This is a genomic window from Microbacterium sp. AG790 (genome assembly GCF_003634765.1).
In the GTDB taxonomy this organism is placed as follows: Bacteria; Actinomycetota; Actinomycetes; order Actinomycetales; family Microbacteriaceae; genus Microbacterium.
On sequence record NZ_RBWZ01000007.1, the window covers coordinates 251,441 to 274,541 of the forward strand.

The window sequence follows — 23,101 nt, forward strand, 5'->3', positions numbered from 1 at the left end:
GGCACGCGGATGACGGAGGTTGTGGGCGTCGATATGTAACGATACAGTACTTCCGGAGGATTCACGATGACGTTCGACCGTTACCTGTTCGCCTACTTCCGCAACGGCACGGATGTGGATGCGGAACAGATCCGCTTCGCCATCAGCGACGACGCGACGGCGCGGCGCTGGACTGTCCTTCGGGCGGGGCAACCGTTCCTGCGTTCGAGCGTCGGTGAGGGGGGAGTCCGTGACCCATACCTGATTCGTGACCCCCGTGGGGGGCGGTTCTTCCTCGTCGCGACCGACCTGCACGCGGCGATCGACGACGACTGGGCGCGTGCCGTGCGGCACGGCAGCAGGTCCATCGTCGTGTGGTCCAGCGACGATCTCGTCACGTGGTCCGCACCGTGGCTCGCCCCGGTGGCCGTCGCCGGCGCGGGGAACGCCTGGGCTCCGAAGGCCTACTGGGACGCGAGCGCGCAGCTCTGGCACGTCGTGTTCGCATCGAGCGTCTACGACGAGGGCGACGACAGAGAGATCGCGACACACCAACGCTTGTTCGTGACCGACACGGTCGACTTCGAGGCCTTCTCCCCCGCGCGGCTGTATCTCGACCGCGGCCACGACGTGATCGACGTCGCATTGCTGGAGATGAACGGCATCACACACCGCTTCTCGGCCGACTCCTGGCTCGACGACGACGGCGTCGCGTCGTGCTATGTCTCGCAGGAGCGCGGCAACGGCATCTTCGACCCCGACTTCACCCTCGTCAGCCGGGAGCTGGGGCGACCGACGCTGTCCCGCGCGGAGGGTCCGGCGCCCGTCGTCGCTGTCGACGGCTCCGGGGCTTTCCTTCTGCTGGACGAGTTCGAGCAGCGCGGATGCCAGCTCTTCCACTGCACCGACCCTGCGCGGGACGTGTGGCGACACGTGCCGGAGGCGGCCCTGCCCGCCGGCGCCCGCCATGGCTCGCTTCTTCCGATCTCGGATGCCGAGGCTCACCGGCTTCTCGACGCGGACGGTGCCGCATGACGCGCACTCGCATCACCGTCGACGATGAGGCGCCAGGCACGCCGATCAACCCTGGCATGTGGGGCGTCTTCTTCGAAGACATCAACTCCGCGGCGGATGGCGGCCTTTACGCAGAACTCATCCGCAACCGGGATTTCTGCTTCTCGGACCGCGACCACGAGTCCTGGGGCCCTCTGACCGGGTGGCGCCCGATGGGACACGTCGAGATCGACCCGTCGGGCGGTCGCCGTGCCGTGCGCCTCCGCGGCGCCGGCGTCGCCGCGGCCCTCGAGAACGAGGGCTTCGGGGGCATCCCCCTCGCCCGCGGCGCGGCCTACCGTCTCACTGTTCGCGGGCGTGCGTCGGCGACCGCGTCGATCACCTGCGCCCTGATCGCCGCCGACGGCACCACACTGGCCAGCGCCCCCGTCGACCTGAGTTCTTCGACGGCGGCGGAGATCGACCTGCGCCCCGACTCCACCTGCCCGCAGGGACGTCTCCGGCTGACGGTGGCGGACGGCGACGCGGAGTTCACCTGGGTCTCGCTCTTCCCTCGCGACACCTACCGCGGCGACGAGAACGGCCTGCGCCCCGACCTCGCGCAGGCGATCGCGGAGCTCCGGCCCCGATTCGTCCGCTTCCCGGGCGGGTGCGTCGCGCACGGCTTCGGCCTGGAGAACGTGTATCGATGGAAGAACACCGTCGGTAGGGTCACCGAGCGCGTCGGGGACCGCAACATCTGGGGCTACCACCAATCGATGGGTCTTGGCTTCTTCGAGTACTTTCGCTTCTGCGAGCAGCTCGGAGCCGCACCCCTGCCGGTCGTCGCCGCCGGCGTGTGCTGTCAGAACTCGCCCGGCGGCCAGGCGGCCTTCACCGACGAGCAGATGTCCGCGTACATCCGCGACGTGCTCGATCTGATCGAGTTCGCGAACGGACCGGAGTCGTCGCCGTGGGGCGCCGTCCGCTCGGCCGCGGGACATCCGCAGCCGTTCGGACTGCGCTATCTCGGCATCGGCAACGAGGACGAGATCACTGACGCCTTCGCGGAGCGGTTCGCGCAGCTGCTGCGGGCCGTCCGACACGCAGACCCCTCCATCATCATCGTCGGCACGGCGGGGCCGTTCCCGACGGGTGTCGACTACGAGCGCGGCTGGGAGCTCGCCCGGCGGGTGGGCGTGGACATCGTCGATGAGCATTCATACAAGGCCCCGAAGTGGTACTTCCAGAACCTCGATCGCTTCGATACCTACGACCGCGGCGGGCCGCGCGTATACGTGGGCGAGTACGGCTCGCGAGGAAACACCATGCTGTGCGCACTGTCCGAAGCCGCCTACATGATGGGCATGGAGCGCAACGGCGACATCGTGAGACTGGCCTCCTACGCTCCGCTCCTCGCGAAGATCGGCGAGACGCAGTGGACGCCCGACCTCATCTATTTCGACAACGAGCGGGTACTGCGAAGCCTCAACTATCACGTGCAGCGCATGCATGCGGCCGCACCGGCATCCCGCGCGCTGCCGACGCGGGTGAGCGATGCCCCGTCGTGGGCGCGCCGACGGTCCGACGCGGTCGCGATGGAAGTGCGCGCCCAGACCGGCACCATCAGCGTGGAATCCTGCATCATCGAAGCCGACGGCACCCAACGGAGGTCGGAGCCGCAGCGCGGTGAAGGTGCGGTGCGGCCACCCCTGGACACGCGGGCGTCCGACTACACGATCCGCGCGAGGGTGCGCCTCGAGGCTGACGGACGCGACGGGTTCCTCATCGCGTTCGGCGACGTCGACGGACCCGACCACTTCGAGTGGCGTTTCGGAACGTGGGAGAACCGCTTCCTCGTGCTGTGCGAGGTCACCGACGGCATCTCCGACGAATGGAGCGACCCCCTCCCCTTCCCCTTCACACCTGCACGCTCCTACGACGTCGAGATCCGTGTGCGCAACGGCGGACGCCGGGTGAGCGCGCTCCTCGACGGGCTCCTCGTCCATGACCTCGCCGCCACGGACGCCCCCGAAGTGCGCTTCAGCGCCACCTCCACGGTGGATGACGACAACGGCCACCGCTGGATCAAGATCGTGAATGCCACCGAGAGCACCGTCGACACCGACCTCCGTCTGGCATCCGGTGAGACGGTGCGGCAGATGGAGATCACCGAGCTCAGCGCGCCAGCGGCATCCGGGCGCCCGTTCGAGGCCGCGCGGACCGAGCCGAGAACGTTCGTCCTCGACGGTGCACGGTACCTGATCCCCGGCCACGCTTTCGCCGTCATACGCCTCAACCCGTGACGGGTGAATCACTCTCTTCTGCGGCTGAGGACCGTCGGTGAGCGGGAGCCAGAAGATGCTCGGGAGCCAGAAAGAACTGACAGAGCACGCACAGGAGTTGCCCAACTCCGCCTCGGTAGGCTGAAACGGTTCTGTCCCTGACCGATCGCGAGCGCATCCCCATGGATCTTTCCGTCATCGTTCCCACCTTCAACGAAGGCGGGAACGTCGCCGAGCTGGTCCGCCGCATCGGTGCGGCCCTCGACGACGTCGATTTCGAGGTCGTCTTCGTCGACGACTCCACCGACGACACGCCCGCGACCATCCAGGCGGTCGCCGCGTCCACGGACTTCCCGGTGCGCCTCATCCATCGCGATGAGCCCGAAGGGGGACTCAGCGGTGCCGTGCTCGAGGGCTTCCGCAACGCTCAGGCCCGCTGGTGCCTGGTCATGGACGGCGACCTGCAGCATCCGCCCGAGGACATCCCGCGCATGCTCGACCGCGCCGCCCTCGGCGACGTCGACATCGTCGTCGCCTCGCGCTACGTCGCGGGCGGGACGGCCGGCGGCCTCGCCGGCGCCACGCGCACCGCGGTCTCGCGGACCTCGACGCTGCTGACGAAGGCGATGTTCCCGCGGAAGCTCCACGGCTGCACCGACCCGATGACCGGCTTCTTCCTCGTCGACCGCGACACCGTCGATCTCGACGACCTCCGCCCGCGCGGCTTCAAGATCCTGCTCGAGATCCTCGCGCGCCGTCAGATGCGCATCGGCGAGATCCCGTTCGCGTTCGCGACCCGCTTCGCCGGCGAGTCCAAGGCCACCTTCAGCCAGGGCATGCGCTTCCTGACGCAGCTGGCGATGCTGCGCTTCGGCCGCATGTCGGCGTTCGCCCTCGTCGGCGGTGTCGGGGCGATCGCGAACCTGGTGATCATGTGGGGCCTGATCCACCTCGGCATGAACTACCTCACGGCCGCGATCATCGCGAGCGAAGTGACGATCATCGGCAACTTCCTGCTGCTCGAGTATCTCGTCTTCGCCGACATGCGCTCCGAGTCCGGCCAGATGTGGGTGCGTTTCCTCAAGTCGTTCGCGTTCAACAACGTCGAAGCCGTCGTCCGCATCCCGATCATCCCGCTGCTCGTGCAGGGCGCGCACATCCCGAGTGTCCTGGCGGCAGCGATCACACTCGCCGCGGCGTTCGTGGTGCGCTTCGTCTACCACGCGCTCTGGGTCTACGCCCCGAAGAACAAGTCCACCTCCCGGGTGGCGACCCGGGGCGTCACCCGCGCGGCCGAGCGTACGCTGGAATCATGACCTCCGAGAACACCCCGATCACGATGTTCGGCGCCGATTGGTGCCGCGACTGCGTCCGCACCAAGAAGCAGCTCGACGAGCTGGGTGTGGAGTACACCTACGTCGACCTGGTGGCCGACCCCGCCGCGGCGGACGTCGCCCGCGAGATCTCCGGTCGCACGAACATCCCCGTCGTCGTCTACCCCGACGCCTCCCACCACGTCGAGCCGACCAACGCCGACGTCGAGGCGAAGCTGCGCGAGCTCTCCCTCATCTGAGGGGCGTCGGCGAGACGACGCGACATCGCGTCGCACCTTTTCGGGAACCGCGTCTCATCCGGTCGTAAGCTGGAGGCCCGCGCGCGAGCGCGACCACCGCTTCGAAGGAGAACGCCGTGACCGCAAACGCTCCGAGCGCACCGAAACGGTCCACAGCCGCGCCCACCCTCGCAGATGACGTGCGCGCCGATCTGGATGCCGCGATCACGGCTCTGCGCACAGGACAGCGCACGTGGCGCGCACTCACTCTCGCCCAGCGGCGCACGCTGCTGCAGCGCGTGCGCGTCGCGACGTCCGCGGTCGCGGCGGAATGGGCGGATACGGCATCCGTGTCGAAGGGCCTCGCCCCCGGACACCCGCTCCGCGGCGAGGAGTGGCTGTCGGGCCCGTACGCGGCCATCGTCGCACTCGACGCCTACGCCGACACGCTCCGGGCTCTCGCCGTCGGGCGATCGCCGCTGGACGGCGTCCGCATCGGCGCGGCTCCCGGAGACCGCACGGTCGTGCACACCTCGCCGCTGTCGGCGACCGACGCCCTGCTGCTGTCGGGCTACGCCACCGAGGTCTGGCTGCAGCCGGGGGTGGATGCCGCGACGGCCCGCCGGGAGGCGGGGCTCGGCCAGCTCGATCCGGTGAGCGCGGGCGGCGTCGGGCTCGTGCTGGGCGCCGGCAACATCACTTCCATCCCCTACCTCGACGTGCTGTACGAGCTGCTGGCCTCCAACCGCGTCACGCTGCTGAAGGTCAATCCGACGCAGGACGCGCTCGTGTCCGTCTTCGAGCGTGCCCTGGCACCGCTCATCGAGCCCGGAATCCTGCGGATCGTCCGCGGTGGGGGCGATGTGGGCGCCTACCTCACTCAGCATCCGGAGATCGACCACGTCCACATCACCGGGTCGGAAGCGACGTTCCGCTCCATCGTCTGGGGCCCGTCGCACACCCCGGCCGCCGCCGGTGCCGCCACACGTCGCCGCCGCGACGGCAGACCGCTGCTGAAGAAGCCGATCACGGCCGAACTGGGCGGTGTCTCGCCGATCATCATCGTGCCGGGGAGGTGGTCGAACGCCGACCTGCGCTTCCAGGCCGAGCACGTCGTCACCATGCGTCTGCACAACAGCGGTCACAACTGCATCGCCGGGCAGGTCGTGCTGCTCTCGGACGATTGGGAGCAGCGCGACGCGTTCCTCGATGAGCTGCGCGCCGCGTACGACAGGGCGCCGTCCCGTCCGGTCTGGTATCCGCAGAGTCAGGCAAAGCTCGACGCGGCCCGCACCTCCTACCCGGATGCCGCGTGGTGCGGCGGCGGCACGCGCGCCCTCGTCGAAACGAGCCCGGCCGACGCCGGGGCCCTCGAGACGACGGAGTACTTCTCGCCGGTTCTCGGGGTGGTCGCCCTGCGCGGCACGGGCCAGGAGTTCCTCGACAACGCCGTGGCGCATGCCAACGAGCGCCTCGTGGGAACCCTCGGCGCCAACGTGCTGATCGATCCCGAGACGCAGAAGGCTCTGGGCGACGGGTTCGAGAGGGCGCTCGCCGACCTCCGCTACGGCACGGTCGCGGTCAACGCGTGGACGGCCTTCGGCTTTCTCACACCGACCGCCACCTGGGGCGCCTTCCCCGGCGGCACCCTCGAGGACGCGCCCAGCGGCATGGGCGTCGTGCACAACGCCCTGCTGCTCGACCACGTCGAACGCACGGTCGTGCGGGGACCCTTCCGACCGTTCCCCCGCTCGGCGTCTTCGGCGATGCGGGGCTACGGGCTGTCGGTGCTGCCGAAGCCGCCGTGGTTCGTCACGTCGCGCACGGGCGCTGCCGTCTGCGAGGGCTTCACCCGCTTCCGCATCGACGGCAATCCGGCCAAGATGGCGCTCACCCTCGTCAAGGCCTTCGGCGCATGAGCCCGCGACGGGCGGCGACGGGCGGCGCCCTCGACGCCGACTATGTGATCGTCGGAGCGGGTTCGGCGGGCGCCGCGCTCGCGGCCCGACTCACGGAAGACCCCGCCGTCAGCGTGCTGCTGCTCGAAGCCGGCCCCACCGATGCCGCCCTCGAGCTGCACGTGCCGGCGGCATTCTCGACGCTGTTCCGCGGTCGCTACGACTGGAACTACGACACGGTCCCCCAGCGGGAGCTCGAGGGGCGCACGATCTACTGGCCGCGCGGCAAGACCCTGGGCGGATCGTCATCGCTGAACGCCATGATGTGGATCCGCGGGTTCGCGGCCGACTACGACGCGTGGGCGGAGGGCGCCGGCGACACGTGGTCGTGGGACGCCCTCGCGCCGTACTTCGTGCGGGCGGAGGCCACCCAGGACGCCGCCGATGCCACCCAGGGCACCCTGGGGGCGCAGCCCGTCGAGCACCAGCGCGACCCCCGCCCGCACACGGCCGCGTTCCTCCAGGCGGCGCGCGAGCTGCGGCATCCGGTCACTCCGGCGAACCTCCCGACACGGCAGGGCTTCTCGCAGACGATGGTCACGCAGCATCGCGGCGCCCGGGCTTCGACCGCCGACGCCTACCTGCGCCCGGCGCGCAGGCGCCCGAACCTGCGTGTGCTCACCGATGCGCTGGTGCGGCGGGTCACCTTCGCCGACGACGACACGGATGCGGCTCCGCGGGCGACGGGCGTCTACGTCGACCTCGGCGGCATCACCCGGCACGCGCGTGCCCGTCGCGAAGTCATCCTCTGCGGCGGCGCGATCAACACCCCGCAGCTTCTGATGCTGAGCGGCATCGGGCCCGCCGACCACCTCGCCTCCCACGGCATCCGCGTTCGCGTCGACGCGCCGCAGGTGGGCGAGAATCTGCAGGACCATCTGGTCGCCGGTCTCGCGCCCGCGGCGCGCGGGGGAACGCTCTACGGAGCGCGCAGGCCCGCCCAGCTCGCCCGCTACCTGAGCGCGCGGCGCGGCATGCTGAGCTCCAACGTCGCCGAAGCGTACGGCTTCGTGCGCACGGCCGTGGCCGATCGCACCGACGCCCCCGCCGACCTGCCCGACATCGAGATCATCTTCGCGACGGCGCCGTACGTCGGCGAAGGCTTGGTGCCGCCGCCCGCGGAGGGCATCACGGTGGGTGCGATCCTGCTGCAGCCGCGCAGTCGCGGCACCATCCGCCTCGCCTCCAGCGACCCGACGGATGCCGCGATCATCGATCCCGCGTATCTGACCGACCCCGCAGGCATCGACGCCGAGACCCTGCGCGCCGGCCTCGCGGAGTGCGAGCGCCTCATCGAGGCCCCGGCACTGCGCGCCGTGACGACGGGCGGCTGGGTGCAGCCGGTCGGTGGCGAGCGCATGAGCGCGGCGGAGCGGATCGAGCTGTCACTGCGGCGCTACTCCCACACGCTCTACCATCCGGTCGGGACGGCGCGGATGGGGCTCGACGCGGCATCCGTCGTCGACCCCGAGCTGCGGGTGCGGGGCGTCGACGGCCTGCGGGTCGCGGACGCGTCGATCATGCCGACGGTCATCCGCGGGCACACGAACGCGCCCGCCATCATCATCGGCGAGCGCGCTGCGGACCTCATCCGCGGGGTCTGAGACGACGCGCGTCCCGTCCCCCGCGGAGCGGATCGGTGGCCGGTCGGGTGATCAGCGACCGGAGCGGCGCTGACCGCCGTTGGCACGGACGACCGAGCCGACCATGAGCTTGCCGCCGGTGGCGCCGGTGCCCCCGGCGTGCGAGGCGCGACGCCCGGCGGTGCGGGCGTTGCCGGATGCCGCGGGCTGCGCGGCCGCGCGGTGGTCACGGGTGGCGGGACGCTGCTCGCGTCCCGCGGCTGCGCGCTCCGCGGTGGCACGCGCGGCGCGCTCGCCGCGGGGCTGACCCTGACCGCCCTGACCCGCCTGGCCGCCCTGGCCGGCGCCGCGCCCGCCACGACCGCCGCGGCTTGCGCCCTGACCGTTCTGGGCGCCCTCGCGCACGGCGCGCTTACGCTGCGCGTTGGCGCCCTGGCTGCGGCCGCCGCCGCCCTGGCCACGGCCGGGCTGCTCGGACGTCGGCGCGGGCGCGACATAGGGGGCGACCTCGCCGACGAGCGCGGTGACCTGCGGGGAGGTCGGCGTCACGGGCACGGGGGTCGCGGTGATCGCCGCCTTGCGAAGGAGGTCCTTGACGTCCTTCTCCTGACCGGGAAGCACGAGCGTGACGACCGAGCCCTCGGCGCCGGCGCGGGCGGTGCGGCCCGAGCGGTGCAGGTACGCCTTGTGCTCCATGGGCGGGTCGACGTGGATGACGAGTTCGACGTCGTCGACGTGCACACCGCGCGCCGCGACGTCGGTCGCGACGAGCACCTTGGCGGCGCCGGAGCTGAAGGCGGCGAGGTTGCGGTCGCGCGCGGGCTGCGACAGGTTGCCGTGCAGGTCGACCGAGGGGATGCCCTGCGACGTCAGCTGCTGCGCGAGCTTCTTGGCGTGGTGCTTGGTGCGCATGAAGAGGATGCGGCGGCCGGTACCCGAGGCGAGCGTACGCACGAGCTCCTTCTTCTCCTCGACGCCACCGACGTGGAACACGTGGTGGGTCATCGCGGCGACGGGCGAGTTCGCCTCGTCGACCGAGTGGAGAACCTCGTTCTGCAGGAAGCGCTTCACGAGCTTGTCGACGCCGTTGTCCAGCGTCGCGCTGAACAGCAGACGCTGGCCGTCGCGCGGGGTCTTGTCGAGAATGCGCGTGACCGACGGCAGGAAGCCGAGGTCGGCCATGTGGTCGGCCTCGTCGATGACGGTGATCTCCACGGCATCCAGCTTGACGAAGCCCTGCGAGATGAGGTCTTCGAGACGGCCGGGGCACGCGACGATGATGTCGACGCCGGCCTTGAGCGCGGCGACCTGGCGGTTCTGGTTGACGCCGCCGAAGATCGTCGTGGTCGTCATGCCGTACGCGGCCGCCAGGGGCTCGAGGGTCGCGTTGATCTGCGTCGCGAGCTCTCGGGTCGGCGCCAGCACGAGCCCGAGAACACGGCCGGAGCGGCGGGTGCCGCCGGCGAGCGGGCCGCCGAGGCGGGCGGCCAGCGGGATGGAGAAGGCCAGGGTCTTGCCCGAGCCGGTCTTTCCGCGGCCGAGCACGTCGCGACCGGCGAGCGTGTCGGGCAGGGTGTCGACCTGGATGGGGAAGGCGGTGGTCTTGCCCTCCTTCGCGAGGACGTCGGTCAGGGGGGCGGGCACGCCGAGCGCGCCGAAAGTGATGTCAGACATAGTGGTGTTTCTGGGCTCGGGGGCCCGGATCGGTGGCCTCTGCGCGGATGCGCACAGGGTCGCCGTACGAAGAATGTCAGCCGATCATCCGGTCAGAGCCGGGCGGCGAGGGAAGCGTTCTACGACGCGAGCGCGCCAGTTCGGCGCAGCAAGTACCCTCAGCCTATCAGTCCGCGCCCCGACGCTCCCCCGGAGCGGTCGACTCGCGGAGCGTTCAGCCCGCGAAGCGGTCGGTCGCGGCGCGGAGGGCTCGGGCGATGCCGGGCTCGGATGCCGCGTGTCCCGCGTCGTCGACGACGACGAACTCGGCTTCCGGCCAGGCCCGGTGCAGGTCCCACGCCGTCATGATCGGCGTGCAGATGTCGTACCGACCCTGCACGATGACCGCCGGGATGCCGCGGATCGCGCCGACGTCGTCGATGAGCTGTCCTTCGCGCAGCCACCCGCCGTGCATGAAGTAGTGGTTCTCGATGCGCGCGAACGCGACCGCGGTGGCCGCATCGGTCATCGAGGAGACGAGGTCCGGGTCGGGATGCAGCGTCAGCGTCGACATCTCCCACGTGGTCCACGCGATCGCGGCCGGCTCGTGGACGGCGGGATCCGGGTCGGTGAGCCGGCGATGGTACGCCTCGATCAGTCGCGAGCGCTCCAGGACGGGGATCGGTGCCAGATAGCTCTCCCACCGGTCGGGGAAGATCGCCGCGGCGCCTCCCTCGTAGAACCATTCCAGCTCGTGGCGCCGCAGGGTGAAGACGCCGCGCAGGACGATCTCGCTCACGGCTTCCGGGTGGCATTGGGCGTAGGCCAGCGCGAGCGCCGAGCCCCACGAGCCGCCGAAGACCTGCCACGTCTCGATGCCGAGGTTGCGTCGCAGCAGCTCGATGTCGGCGACCAGGTGCCAGGTGGTGTTGAAGCGCGGGTCGGCGTCGGGCGCGCTCATGTGGGGCGTGGACTTTCCGCAGCCGCGCTGGTCGAACAGCACGATCCGGTACTTCTCCGGGTCGAAGAACCGCCGGTGCCACGGGGAGGTGCCCGAACCGGGACCCCCGTGCAGGAACACGACCGGCTTGCCGTGGGGGTTGCCGGACTGCTCCCAGTAGACGCGCTGCCCGTCGCCGGCCAGCAGGTATCCACTCTCGTACGGCTCGATGTCGGGGTAGAGGATGTCGTCCAGGTGGGCGGGGCCGTTCACAGTTCTCCTCCCGACACCGAGAAGGTGTCACAGGCTCCGAGCCCGTTCTGATACCCCGCCGTGAACCAGCGCTGCCGCTGGGCGCTCGAGCCGTGGGTCCAGGTCTCGGGGTTGACGCGTCCCGACTGGGCCTGGATGTTGTCGTCGCCGACGGTGGCCGCGGCATCCAGCGCATCGCGAAGTTCCGCATCGGTGGGCCGCTGGAGGTAGGCGACACCGTTGGCGGCCTTCGCCTCCGTCGCGTCGGCGATCCACGCGCCGGCGTAGCAGTCGGCCTGCAGTTCGGTGCGCACCCCGTTGCTGGCCGGGCCGGTCCCGTCGTTCGGGTAGCGGTCCATGATGCCGGTCAGCTGCTGGATGTGGTGACCGTACTCGTGGGCGAGGACGTACAGCTGGGCGAGGCTGCCGGCCTGCGCGCCGAACTGGCTGCGCAGCACGCCGAAGAACGTCGGGTCGACGTAGATGGTCTCCTCGGGCGGGCAGTAGAACGGACCCGTCGCGTTCGAGGCGGTGCCGCAGCGGGTCGAGGCCGCACCGTCGACGATGATCAGCTGCGGCGCACGGTAGCCCTGCACGTGTGTGGACCAGTACACGTCGAGCGCCTTCTGCCCGAAGACGAGGCGGCAGTCGTCCTTCGCGTTGGCGTCCGCGCCGGTGTCGCAACCCTGGATCGCCGAGTCCTGCGCGGTGCCGCCGGCGCCGCCGAGCAGGCTCGTGACGTCGCCGCCGGTGAAGAGGATGAGCAGCAGCACGGCGATGCCGCCGAGCCCGGCGAGACCGCCGCCGGCGACGGCTGCGGTGCCTCCCCCGCGGCCTCGTCGCCGTGCGGTCGTGCCTCCCAGCTCTGCATTGCTGTTGAAGGTCATGCCTCACCGTACCGTCCCGTGACGCGTCGCCGTAGGCTCAAGGCATGGATGCCACGACCGTCACGGTGACCGGAGCCGGCGGACAGATCGGCTACGCGCTGCTGTTCCGCATCGCCGCCGGAGACATGCTGGGGCCCGACCGCCCGGTGCGGCTGCGCCTGCTGGAGATCGCCCAGGGCCTGAAGAGCGCGGAGGGCGCGGCGCTCGAGCTGCAGGACTGCGCGTTGCCGCTGCTCAGCGATGTCGAGATCACCGACGACCCGCGCGTCGCCTTCGACGGTGCGAACATCGCGATGCTGGTCGGTGCGCGGCCCCGCGGCGCCGGCATGGAGCGTGCCGACCTCCTCGCGGCCAATGCGGGCATCTTCGGACCGCAGGGCGCGGCTCTCAACGAGGTCGCCGCCGCCGACATCCGCGTCGTCGTGGTGGGAAACCCGGCCAACACGAATGCGCTGATCGCCGCGGCGGCCGCCCCCGACATCCCCGGCGAGCGCTTCGCGGCGCTGACCCGGCTGGATCACGATCGCGCCCTCGCCCAGCTCGCCGCGGCGCTGGAGGCACCGGTGGCCTCGCTGCGGGACGTGGCGATCTGGGGCAACCATTCCGCGACGCAGTTCCCGGACGTCGCCCACGCGAGCGTGGAGGGTCGTCCGGTGCTCGACGCGCTGGCGGAGAAGCTCGGCGGGGCGGATGCCGCGGCATCCTGGCTCGACGACGTCTTCGTGCCCCGCGTCGCCAAGCGCGGGGCGGAGATCATCTCGGTGCGCGGCTCGTCCTCGGCGGCCTCCGCGGCCAACGCCGCGATCTCCCACGTCCGCGATCTCGTCCACGGCACGGCGAACGGGTGGACCTCGGCGGCGGTGCTGTCGCACGGCGAGTACGGCGTGCCGGCGGGGCTGTACTCCTCGGCACCCGTCACGAGCGATGGCACGGCTTTCCGCGTCGTCGAGGGGCTCGACCTCGACGCCCGCGGCCGCGCACGCCTGGATGCCTCCGTCGCCGAGCTCGTCGCCGAGCGCGACGCGGTGCGGGCCCTCGGCGTGATCTGAGCCGACCGTGACCGACCTCACGTGGCTGATCGCCGGCATCGCGGTCATCGGCGTCTCGACGGTGCTCGCCCGACGACTGGGTGTCGCCGGCCCGCTCATCCTCGTCGCGATCGGGCTCGTCGCCTCACTCCTGCTGCCCGAGTTCTCGGTGCCCCCGGAGCTGATCCTCGTCGGCATCCTGCCCCCGCTGCTGTACGCGTCGGCCGTGCGCCTGCCGGCGATCGAGTTCCGCCGCGACGCCCTGCCGATCGCCGGGCTCGCCGTCATCCTGGTCGTCATCAGCGCCCTCGCGCTGGGAACGCTGTTCTTCTTCGCGATCCCGGGACTGAACTTCGCCCTGGCCGTCGCGCTCGGGGCGATCATCAGCCCCACGGATGCCGTGGCCACCTCCATCGCGAAGAAGCTGGGCATCTCCCCGCGCGTCATCACGATGCTCGAGGGTGAGAGCCTGCTCAACGATGCGACGGCGCTCGTGCTGCTGCGCAGCGCCGTCGCGGCATCCGCAGCGGGATTCTCGCTGGGCAGCACGATCGGCGCCTTCGCCTGGGGCGTGCTCGTCGCCGTCGTGATCGGCGTCGGAGTGGGCCTGCTGACCCTGCGGGTGCGGCGGTGGATCGGCGAGCCGGTGGCGAACACCGCCGTCGGCTTCATCGTCCCGTTCGTCGCCTACCTGCCGACGGAGCACCTCGGCGGGTCGGGACTGGTCGCAGCGGTCGCCGCCGGCATCACCGCCGGCCAGGGCGCCGCCCGATGGTCGACGCCCGAGCAGCGCGTGTCGGACGAGCTGAACTGGCACACGCTCGAGCTGCTGCTGGAGGGCGCGGTCTTTCTCATCATGGGGTTGGAGTTGCGCGACATCGTCAGCGCCAACGTCCAGAAGCACAGCGGTGTGGGCGTGGGGATCGGCCTCGCCCTCGCCGCCCTGGCGATCGTGCTCGCGGTGCGGGCGCTGTATGTGTCGGGCCTGGTGACGCTGATCGGTCGTCGCGCCCGCCGGATGCAGCGCGACAGACTGCAAGCGTTCAGCGATCGATTGGGCGCCTTCGACGTCGAGACGGGCAACCTGCGCGACCTGCGCCCGCAACCCGGCGAGAATCCGAACGCCGCGCCGCGCCGCAGCGGACTCGTCCGGCGCACGACCGGTCGTGCAGCGCGACGCGTCGCGCGGCGATGGGCGCAACGCACGCCGGATGCCGCGTCCGCCCAGCGCCGGGTCGAGGGTGTGCGCGCCCGCGTGGGACGCGTCCTGAACGACATGGACTACTACCAGGCATCCCCGCTCGGCTGGAAGGAGGGCGTCGTCATCGTCTGGGCCGGGATGCGGGGCGTCGTCACCCTCGCCGCCGCGCAGACGCTCGATCCGGAGACGACACCCGCCCGCGAGCTGCTGATCCTCATCGCGTTCGTCGTCGCGCTGGTGAGTCTGATGGTGCAGGGGCTGAGCCTGCCGTGGGTGATCCGCATGCTGCGTATTCCGTCGGCCACCGGCGACGGCAGCAGCAGCGAAGAGGCCGACCGCCTCGCCGACGAACTGCGCGAGGCCGCGCTGGCCCACCTGCGCACACCCGGGCTCGCCGGTTCCTCGGGCCAGCCGTTTCCGCCCGAGGTGCTCTCCAAGCTCGCCGAGCGTATGAGCAGCCCGCCGATCGAGGCACCCGAGATCAGCACCGCGAGTGTCATCGACCTGCGGATCTCTCTGATCGAGGCCATGCGCGAGCGTCTCGTCGACGTATCCAGCGAGGGGTCGTACTCCTCGGCGACGCTCCGACACGCTCTCGCGCAGCTGGACGCCGACCAGCTCAGCATCCAGCTGCGACGCGACCCCGACGACTGAACCGGATCGCGTCGCGGATCGGCTCGCGTGTCGGCGCGGTAGGACACAATGGATGCCGTGAGCACCGATCAGCCGAACGACCAGCGCGCCCCCGCCGACTACGCCGAGTCGGTCGCCCTGCCCGCCGTGACGTCGGCCGTGCCGGTCGTGGTGTCCGGCACGGACTGGTGGGCGGCCCGTCCCGCCGGCTCACGCCTCGTGGGACTCGTCGTCGCGCGCGACGATCTGCCGTCGGTGATCGCACAGCGCGATGCGCTGGCCGACTTCGGGGTGCCGATCGAAGGCTTCCGCCACCCCGCCCCCGAGACGGGCGAGAGCTGGTCGGAGCGACTGACCCGCCTGTTCGGCCGGCTGGTGTCGGGCGACGTCGTGGTCGTGGCCGACAAGCATGCACTGGGGCGCACGGTCGACGAAGAGACGCACGCCATCGCCGAGCTGCGCCGCCGCGGCATCATCGTGAAGGTGCTGGGCCACTCCCGCAGCTGAGCGTCAGGCCGCGTCCGGACTCACGCGCCGTCCCGCTGGTGACGCCCAACCACTCCGGAGTGACGCGGACGAACACCGCCAAAGGGACATCACGCGCCACCGCCGCACCGACGTGGCTGGGATCTTCGCCAATTGCGACAGCATCATCCGCCTCGTCCGCGGCGTCCTTGCCGAGCAGCACCGCCACCTCGGTCTCGGCGCCCCGCGCCGCACGACGCGTCAGCGAACCCGCCGCCGAGGGGCGATCCAACCCGACCTCCGAGCCGTCACTGCCCAACCCCGAACATCACGGAACCCACAATCAGCGATACACCATGTATCAGGACGCGACCGGCTGCGTTGCAGCCTGAGGCTACCGTTACCCCTACTGTTGGAAGGGAATTCGAGCGAAAGGTCCCGCATGGCTGCAACCGCACCGAGAAAGCGACGCGCGCGAGGCTCCGTCGAGCCCGAGAAGATCCTCGACGGGGCCTTCGAGATCGCCGCCGAAAAGGGTCTCGACGGGTTGTCGATGCCGGACCTGGCCGCGCAGCTCGACGTCGGAGTGACGAGCATCTACTGGTACTTCCGTAGCAAGGACGAACTGTTGCGACAGATGAGCGCCCGGGCGATGAGCCAGATGCAGCAGGAGTTGCCGCGGCCCGACGGACGCGACCCGCAGATGTGGCGTCAGTTCATGGAGGAATACACCCTCGCCCAGCGGGAACTCCATCGCGACCACAACCTGCTCACCGAGCTGCTCATCATCCGGCTGAACACCTACGGCCGCCGCGCGACGATCGCCGCCTTCGAGCGCATCGAATCCATCCTCGGGTTCCTCGTAGAGGCCGGGTTCACTCGCGCCGCCGCATGGCAGGTCATATCGTCCTACTCCCTGTACATCCGCGGGTTCATCCTCACCGAGTACCACCGCGATGTGAACAAGACCCCACCCGAAGGCCCCGCGCAGTTGAGCCTGCTCGCTCCCGAGGGCATGCCGCTCATGAGCGAGCTCATCACCGAGGACGACATCCTCCTCGACATGTCGGGCGAAGAGTCGCTCAGTGCCGGCATGGCCATGCTGGGAGACGGTGCGGAAGCCCTTCTGCACCGACTCGCAACGTCGGCCTGATACGGCTCGGGGCGCCGCCCCGAAGGAACGGCACCCCGAGTCCGGTCGGCGACCTCGCTCACGGGGTGTCGAGTTGCCTTCTCATCGCCTCGTTGTTCGCGGGAGAGGCAGCAGTCTCCTGCAGGAGCGCCACGGTGGCGGCTTCGTCCTCCGCCTTCGTCCCCTTCGGCAGCGTCAGTACCACGACGACACCGACGACGCACGCTGCCGCGACGAGGTATGCCGGTGATGCCTGATCGCCAGTCGTCGTCAGCATCAGCTGCGAGAAGTAGGGTGACAGACCGCCACCGAGCACCACGCCGATGTTGAAGCCCAGGGCGGCACCGGTGTAGCGGATGGCCGGTGGGAAGATGGCGGCGAAGGTGCCGAAGGACGGCGGGCTCTGTGCGTTGGCGAAGAGGTTCCAGATCGCCAGCGCGATGAGCACGACCAGGATGCTCTTGGTGTCCCGCAGGATGATGAAGGCGGGAACCGCGTAGATCCCCAGAAGGATCAGGGATGCGAGAAGCGTTCGCCGTCGACCGATGCGCTGACTCAGTACCCCCGAGCCGATCATCGCGGCGAAGGAAACGATCGCTGCGCCCGCCGTCACGAAGTACACCTGTCCGGCGGGGAATCCCGCGTTCGCGATCAGCGCCGTCGTGATGTAGGTGGAGCCGACACCGCCGACGATGTTGATCACCATCGCCACTGCGAGCACCTGAAGCACCTGCTTCTTGTAGGAGCGCAGGACCGTGCGGATCGGGGTCTTCTCGATCGCGGAATTCTCCACGAGAAGTTTGAACTCGGGCGAGTCCTCGAGCTTGAGACGGATGAGGATCGTCACGACCATGAGGGGTAGGCAGAGCAGGAACGGAATGCGCCATCCCCACTCGGTCATCTGTTGCGGACTCGTCGTGCTGGTGACGATCGCCGCGGTGAGCGCCGCGAGCCCCACCCCGACGGTGGAACCGGCGGGCGTGATGGCGCTGAAGAGACCCGAGTACTTCTTCGGGGCCGCCTCGGCCAGGTACGTGACCGACCCGATGATCTCGCCGCCGGCCGAGAAGCCCTGCACGAGGCGCACCACGATGAGCAGGATCGGCGCGAGGACGCCCACCGCCGCGTAGGTCGGAAGAAGACCGAGCGCGACGGAGGACAGACCCATCACGAGGACGGTCACCATCAGCGCGGTCCGGCGACCGCGCTTATCGCCGAGACGTCCGAAGAAGAGGCCGCCGAGCGGTCGGACGAAATAGCCCGTGGCGAAGACCAGGAATGCGGACAGGATGCTGAGCGACTTGTTCTCCGCGGGGAAGAACAGGGGCGCGATGATTACGGCCAGATAGCCGTAGGAGAGGAACTCGAAATACTCGATGACCGTGCCGAAGAAGCCCGCGAATGCGATGCGCGTCGCAGTTCGCCGGGATACGAGGTCGGTTTCGAGCGGAGGCGTCGTTGCCATCTTCCACCTTCTATTTCGCACGTCGATGTGCGGGACCAAGGAACGAGGTTGTCGCTCAGCCGCTTGGGCTGACCGGGTCTGGAGCGGCGTCGGGTGAGACGATGGTTCACTTTACCGTACTTAATTCGGTATGCAATCCCGACTTTGATTCTTCGGACTACTCCCCCGCTCCGGGGCGAGTTCGGGCGGCGTGTCGGACGAACAACTCGACCTGCATCAGGGCGGACGGAAGGTTCACACTCACGCGGAGGTTCTCCCACCCCGCCGACCAGGTGAGTCGCGGCGCCAGCTCCCACGCAGTGAGGGCACCCTCGCGCCGCAACACGTCCGCGACCTCTCTCGCCCTGCGACGAACATGACGGTCGGTCTGCAGCCGGCGCTCGCGCAATCCGCGGAATCGGTAGCCGTGACCGGGGACGACGTCGAACGTGTCGTACTCGCTCATGGCATTCAGCGAGACGAGGAAGTCCTGCACGGGGTCCTCTCCGGGATCGGGAGCGAGCCCGATGCCCGGGAACACCGTGGGGAGAATGTGATCCCCCGAGAGCAGCAGTCGATGAGTCGACTCCACGAAGCACAGATGGCCCGGCGTGTGCCCGGGCGTCGCCAGCGCACGGAACTCGTACGGGCCGATGGCGACGAGATCGCCGTCCTTGAGCACGCGGTCCGCCCGCGCCGGAACGCCCGGTTCGGGCGCCCGGGACATGGACGAGAGCACGGCGTTCAGTTCGGCGGGCGGAAGCCCCCAACCGCGCGCACGCTCGGCGACACCGCGCTGCGGCGCGACCATCGACTCCTGCTCGCGCCGGCTCCACGCCAGCTGCGCGCCCACCGCATCCCGCAGATCGACCGCAAGACCGGCGTGGTCGGGGTGGCCGTGCGTCACCACGACCGATCGAACATCCGAAAGAGAGAGCCCCCGACCACGCAGGAACGCATCCCACCGTTCCAGCGCCCCTTCGCTCGCCCACCCGGGGTCGACGATCGTGACGGCACCTCGTCCCCCCAGATGCACGACGCTGAGCGAATACCGCAGGGATCCGTACGGCATGGGCACCGGGACGGACCACAACCCCGCCGCGAATTCCTCCGACTGCGGCACGACTCCGGCTCGGTAGGCCGAATACTCCTGCGCACTGAGAACGTCCACGTCGCCTCCTCGCCACCCGGGGCATCCGGTGCTCTAAGGAGGCCCCTGCTAACATACGGAAATATGAACGGTAACGATGTCGATATCGAGACGTTGCTCGCGCTCTCGCCCTCGGCGGATCCGTTCCGCACCTCGGGCGTTTCCCAGGGGCGCGACGCCGGGTGGCTGTACGGCGGCCAGCTCCTCGGGCAGGCCGTCGCGGCCGCCGGACGAACGGTGTCGAACAAGCAGCCGCACTCGATGCACGCCTACTTCCTGACACCGGGACGCTTCGATCGCTCCGTGGACTACGTCGTCGAGGACGTGCGGGACGGCCGCTCCTTCGCGAACAGGCGGGTCGAGGCATTCCAGAGCACGGACGACCCGATTCTGCACGCGAGCGTCTCGTTCCACGCCCCCGAGACCGGCGCCTCGCATCAGCGTGACGCTCCCCCGCGAGTCCCGGCGCCCGAGAGCCTGGATCCCGCGCACGGGAGCACGTATCGATCCGGGCTGGAGTCCTCGTTCGACATCCGACGCATCCCTGCCGACCTGCTCTCCGATCCGGACACGGCGCGCCGCGGCGTCTGGCTGCGCGCCACTTCTCCGACCTCGGACGATCCGCTCTTCCACGCCGCCGCTCTCGCCTATCTGAGCGACTTCGAGCTCTTCCTCCCCGCGCTCCTGCGGCACGGCCTCCTCGGCGACGGCGTCATGGCCACGAGCCTGGACCACGCGCTATGGTGGCACGTCCCCGCCCGCGTAGACGACTGGCTGCTGTACATCCACGAGAGCCCGCGCACCTCGGGCAGTCGTGGCCTCGCGTACGGGCACTTCTACACGCTCGACGGCACGCTCGTAGCGTCGAGTGTTCAGGAGGGCCTCATGCGTAGGCGCGAACCGGCGTAGATCGATATGGTTATGCTTTCGGTATCAACGACGATATAGGAGGCTCCCATGCCCGGTTCCGACATACTCCGCTACGAGAAATCGAGGCGCGTCGTCACGATCACCCTCGACCGACCGGAGGCCATGAACGCGCTGAGTGTGCGCCTGCGGCACGAACTCGACGAGGCGATGGGCGAGTTCACCCGGGACGACGACGCTCTGGTCGCCATCCTGACCGGCGCAGGAGGGCGCGCCTTCTCGGCGGGGGCGGACCTGAAGGAGATGTCGCAGACCGCGGCAACGGCGGACACGACCACGAGCCCGTGGACACCCGACCCGGAGACGGCCGTGCGGCGGGACATCCCGGGCTTCATCGGCATCGACCGCACGCCCAAGCCCGTGATCGCCGCGATCGACGGCTACTGTCTGGCGGGCGGGTTCGAACTCGCGTTGTACAGCGACATCCGCCTCGCCACGACGTCTTCCAGTTTCGGCCTGCCCGAGCCGCGCCGGAGCCTGCTCGCCGGACCGGGGTTGATCAACCTGTCGCGCATGATCCCGCTCGGCGAGGCACTCCGGATGCAACTCACCGGCACCCCGATCACGGCCGAGCGAGCGCACCAGATCGGCCTGGTGCAGGAGCTGCTGCCCGATCGTGAGGCATTGTTCGACCGTGCGACGGCGATCGCGGAGGAGATCCTCGCGTGCGCGCCTCTGGCGGTGCAGTTCATCAAGCGCATCGTTCGCGGTGGACGCGACCTCCCCGTGGACGCGCAGTGGCAACTCTCCGACATGTACACCCGCGCGATCGCCCAGACGGACGACATGCGCGAGGGTCCGCGGGCCTTCGCCGAGAAGCGCGCGCCCCGGTGGACCATGAGGTGAACGCACGAGAAGGGGTGGGTGGCCGCACGCTCGCGGCCACCCACCCCTTCTCTCGGGTCATTCCTCCTCGTGCAGCAGGGCCAGGCCGTCGACGGCCACCGGGCCATCCGGCGTGATGATGAGCGGGTTGATGTCGATCGAATCGATCCACTCACGGCCCGAGGCCGCCAGAGCGCTCGCGGACATCAGCGTCGCGACGATGGCATCCTGATCCCAGGCCGCTTTGCCCCGATGACCGTCCAACACCCCGAGATCATCGAACTCGGCGAGCAACTCCCGCGCGTCCTGCTCGGTGAACGGTGCCATGCGTCCGCCCACCCGTTTGAATACCTCGACGAAGACGCCGCCCAGCCCGAAGACGACGACGGGGCCCAGCTCGGAACGGCCGGTGATGCCGATGAACGCCTCGCCGTGCCCGTCCACCATCGCCTGGATGGCTATCGTCGGCGGGAGACCGTCCGCGGCGGCGATCCGCTGCAGATCCGCGATGGCGTCGCCGATCCCCTCGCGGGGCACTCGCACCCGCACCGCATCGTGCTCCGTCCGGTGCGCCACGTCCGCGAGCTTGACCACATACGGACCGTCGAACGACGGATCGGCCTCGGCCGCGCTCTCCACGACCAGGTACGGCGCGACCGCGATTCCCGCCTGCGTCAGCATCCGCATCGTCGCGTCGAACCCCAGCATGGTCCCCTCGACGACGGACAGCCGGGTGCCCGCCGGCGCAGCACTCGGCGCGACCGCGGATGCGGCAGCGACACGAGCGTCACGGCGGGTTCGCGCGACCGCGCCCATGGTGTGGAGCCCTCGCATGAATCCGCGCGGCCCGTTCGTGACCACGAGGTTGTCGCTCTCGAAGGCCTCGAGCCACGCACCCGGACGTCCGGCGACGGGAGCGACGACGAACAATTTGTCCGAGGTGGCGGCGACATCCGCGAGGACGCGCACGGACGGGGGCCCGGCGTACTCGTCCCAGTCCGCGAACTGGCTGGGATAGACGAGCGCGTCTACGTCATCCTCTGCGGAGTAGGTGCGCAGGATCGCCTCCCACAGGCCCGGTTGCATGAGCCCGAAGACGGTCGTGTCCAGCGGATTCGCCGCGTCACCCCCGGGGATGTTCTCCTTCACGAAGGGCTCGAGCTGCGTGAGCTCCGGCATGTCGACATGCTCGACTTCGGCGAGGTCGGCCGCCATCTGGGCGAACCCGCCCGTCGCAGTCAGCACGGTGACCCCCTTGACCGGAATCCACCTCTGCGGGGGAACGCGCTCCAGCAGCTGCGCCCGATCGATCGCCTCGTCGATGTCACCGGCCAGCTGGATGCCGGCCTGACGGAAGGCGACGTCGTACGTCCACGTGTCGCCCACGATCGCCCCCGTGTGGGAGGCGGCCAGGCGCTGGGCGCGGGCACTGCGTCCGAGCTTGACGGCGATGATCGCCTTCCCATTCTCCCGCGCGAGCGCTGCGGCGCCGAAGAACTCCTCGGGCCGGCGGATCTTCTCCACGACCAGCACGATGACCCTCGTGAGCGGATCCTCCGCGAGGAACCGTGTGTAGTCCGCCATGTCGGTGACCGGCTCGTTCCCGGCCGAGAACATGAGGTTGAACCCCGGCCCGCCGGGGCGTGCGGCCGCTCCGCCGAGAGCCTCGATGGTGCCGCCGCTGTGCGTGACCGCCGAGATCCCCCCGGCGCGTGCGGGCCATCGGGGCAGCATCGTCAGCCAGTTGCCTTCGTTGACGTTGATCATGCCGACGCCGTTCGGACCGACGATCGGGAAGCCTCCCGCGCGAGCGGCGTCCACCAGCTGCCGGCTGAGCTCGATCCCCTCTCCGCCGATCTCGGCGAATCCGGCGGCGAGCGTCGCGATGCCGCCGATGCCCAGCTCGGCGCCCTCGATCGCCGTCTGCACCAACGGCTTCGCGGACGTCGCGCTGAAAACGACATCGATGGGCGCATCGATCTCCCGCAGACTGCGGTACACCGGCCGGCCGAACGCCTGGTCAACCTTGGGGTGCACGAAGAAGAGTTCTGCCGAGGACTCGGCCAGGGTGGCTCGAACGCCCGCCGCGTAGGCGGACGTATCGCTCACACCGACCACCGCGACCGTCCGCGGATGCGCGATCCGGTTCAGGTCGAGATAGCCGGTGCGCGGCTGTTCGGAGATGTTTCCGTCGGACAACGCTGTCCCTTTCGT

At 69.8% G+C, this 23,101-nt stretch carries 18 protein-coding genes; 12 read left to right on the top strand and 6 right to left on the bottom strand.

Annotated features, from left to right (window positions below):
* The first annotated feature begins 66 nt into the window (after nucleotides 1-66).
* The 6 genes from DEU37_RS14825 to DEU37_RS06755 all read left to right on the top strand — a co-directional run bounded on the left by DEU37_RS14825 (nucleotide 67) and on the right by DEU37_RS06755 (nucleotide 8,371).
* A complete protein-coding gene (locus DEU37_RS14825; RefSeq protein ID WP_183043607.1) occupies nucleotides 67-1,014 on the top strand; it encodes a glycoside hydrolase family 43 protein in 948 nt (315 codons plus the stop codon).
* Nucleotides 1,011-3,278, top strand: coding sequence for an alpha-L-arabinofuranosidase C-terminal domain-containing protein (locus DEU37_RS06735; RefSeq protein ID WP_183043608.1), 2,268 nt, complete (start codon nucleotides 1,011-1,013; stop codon nucleotides 3,276-3,278). The genes DEU37_RS14825 and DEU37_RS06735 overlap by 4 nt, the downstream gene beginning before the upstream one ends.
* 161 nt (nucleotides 3,279-3,439) lie before the next feature.
* Complete coding sequence (locus tag DEU37_RS06740; protein ID WP_005054519.1) at nucleotides 3,440-4,573, top strand: glycosyltransferase family 2 protein; 1,134 nt, start codon at nucleotides 3,440-3,442, stop codon at nucleotides 4,571-4,573.
* A complete protein-coding gene (locus DEU37_RS06745) occupies nucleotides 4,570-4,830 on the top strand; it encodes a glutaredoxin family protein (RefSeq protein ID WP_121189823.1) in 261 nt (86 codons plus the stop codon). The genes DEU37_RS06740 and DEU37_RS06745 overlap by 4 nt, the downstream gene beginning before the upstream one ends.
* A gap of 116 nt (nucleotides 4,831-4,946) precedes the next feature.
* Nucleotides 4,947-6,728: an aldehyde dehydrogenase family protein gene (locus tag DEU37_RS06750; protein ID WP_121189824.1), complete on the top strand. Its 1,782-nt coding sequence runs from the start codon at nucleotides 4,947-4,949 to the stop codon at nucleotides 6,726-6,728.
* On the top strand, nucleotides 6,725-8,371 hold the full coding sequence (locus DEU37_RS06755) for a GMC family oxidoreductase (RefSeq protein ID WP_121189825.1): 1,647 nt from the start codon (nucleotides 6,725-6,727) through the stop codon (nucleotides 8,369-8,371). Before DEU37_RS06750 ends, DEU37_RS06755 begins: the two co-directional genes overlap by 4 nt.
* Before the next feature lie 51 nt (nucleotides 8,372-8,422).
* On the opposite strand, the gene DEU37_RS06760 is transcribed toward DEU37_RS06755, so the two are convergent.
* From DEU37_RS06760 to DEU37_RS06770, 3 genes are all read right to left on the bottom strand, one after another.
* Nucleotides 8,423-10,024, bottom strand: coding sequence for a DEAD/DEAH box helicase (locus tag DEU37_RS06760; protein WP_121189826.1), 1,602 nt, complete (start codon nucleotides 10,022-10,024; stop codon nucleotides 8,423-8,425).
* Nucleotides 10,025-10,238: 214 nt separating this feature from the next.
* Entirely contained in the window at nucleotides 10,239-11,216 is a 978-nt protein-coding gene (gene pip, locus DEU37_RS06765; RefSeq protein ID WP_121189827.1) for a prolyl aminopeptidase, read from the bottom strand.
* Nucleotides 11,213-12,082 (bottom strand): neutral zinc metallopeptidase, encoded by an 870-nt coding sequence (locus DEU37_RS06770; RefSeq protein ID WP_121189828.1) that lies wholly within the window; start codon nucleotides 12,080-12,082, stop codon nucleotides 11,213-11,215. Before DEU37_RS06770 ends, pip begins: the two co-directional genes overlap by 4 nt.
* 44 nt (nucleotides 12,083-12,126) lie before the next feature.
* Between DEU37_RS06770 and DEU37_RS06775 the strand changes: the two genes are divergently transcribed.
* The 4 genes from DEU37_RS06775 to DEU37_RS06790 all read left to right on the top strand — a co-directional run bounded on the left by DEU37_RS06775 (nucleotide 12,127) and on the right by DEU37_RS06790 (nucleotide 16,562).
* Nucleotides 12,127-13,131, top strand: a complete 1,005-nt coding sequence (locus tag DEU37_RS06775; protein WP_121189829.1) for a malate dehydrogenase — start codon at nucleotides 12,127-12,129, stop codon at nucleotides 13,129-13,131.
* Nucleotides 13,132-13,138: 7 nt separating this feature from the next.
* Nucleotides 13,139-14,965 (top strand): sodium:proton antiporter, encoded by a 1,827-nt coding sequence (locus DEU37_RS06780; RefSeq protein WP_121189830.1) that lies wholly within the window; start codon nucleotides 13,139-13,141, stop codon nucleotides 14,963-14,965.
* A gap of 48 nt (nucleotides 14,966-15,013) precedes the next feature.
* Nucleotides 15,014-15,451, top strand: a complete 438-nt coding sequence (locus DEU37_RS06785) for a dehydrogenase (protein ID WP_121189831.1) — start codon at nucleotides 15,014-15,016, stop codon at nucleotides 15,449-15,451.
* Nucleotides 15,452-15,851: 400 nt separating this feature from the next.
* Complete coding sequence (locus DEU37_RS06790) at nucleotides 15,852-16,562, top strand: TetR/AcrR family transcriptional regulator (protein ID WP_121189832.1); 711 nt, start codon at nucleotides 15,852-15,854, stop codon at nucleotides 16,560-16,562.
* Between the two features lie 58 nt (nucleotides 16,563-16,620).
* On the opposite strand, the gene DEU37_RS06795 is transcribed toward DEU37_RS06790, so the two are convergent.
* Both DEU37_RS06795 and DEU37_RS06800 read right to left on the bottom strand, forming a co-directional pair.
* On the bottom strand, nucleotides 16,621-18,006 hold the full coding sequence (locus DEU37_RS06795; RefSeq protein WP_121189833.1) for an MFS transporter: 1,386 nt from the start codon (nucleotides 18,004-18,006) through the stop codon (nucleotides 16,621-16,623).
* Nucleotides 18,007-18,163: 157 nt separating this feature from the next.
* Nucleotides 18,164-19,156 carry an MBL fold metallo-hydrolase gene (locus DEU37_RS06800; RefSeq protein WP_121189834.1) on the bottom strand — a complete coding sequence of 331 codons (993 nt, stop codon included), beginning with the start codon at nucleotides 19,154-19,156 and terminating at the stop codon, nucleotides 18,164-18,166.
* A 63-nt stretch (nucleotides 19,157-19,219) separates the two neighbouring features.
* On the opposite strand from DEU37_RS06800, the gene DEU37_RS06805 reads away from it, so the two are divergent.
* Both DEU37_RS06805 and DEU37_RS06810 read left to right on the top strand, forming a co-directional pair.
* The gene (locus DEU37_RS06805; protein ID WP_183043609.1) at nucleotides 19,220-20,044 is read left to right on the top strand and encodes an acyl-CoA thioesterase II; all 825 of its coding nucleotides are present in this window, start codon (nucleotides 19,220-19,222) and stop codon (nucleotides 20,042-20,044) included.
* A 48-nt stretch (nucleotides 20,045-20,092) separates the two neighbouring features.
* A complete protein-coding gene (locus tag DEU37_RS06810) occupies nucleotides 20,093-20,908 on the top strand; it encodes an enoyl-CoA hydratase/isomerase family protein (protein ID WP_121189835.1) in 816 nt (271 codons plus the stop codon).
* A gap of 57 nt (nucleotides 20,909-20,965) precedes the next feature.
* Here the strand turns inward: DEU37_RS06810 and DEU37_RS06815 are convergent, their stop codons facing one another.
* Complete coding sequence (locus DEU37_RS06815; protein WP_183043610.1) at nucleotides 20,966-23,086, bottom strand: acetate--CoA ligase family protein; 2,121 nt, start codon at nucleotides 23,084-23,086, stop codon at nucleotides 20,966-20,968.
* Nucleotides 23,087-23,101: the final 15 nt, after the last annotated feature.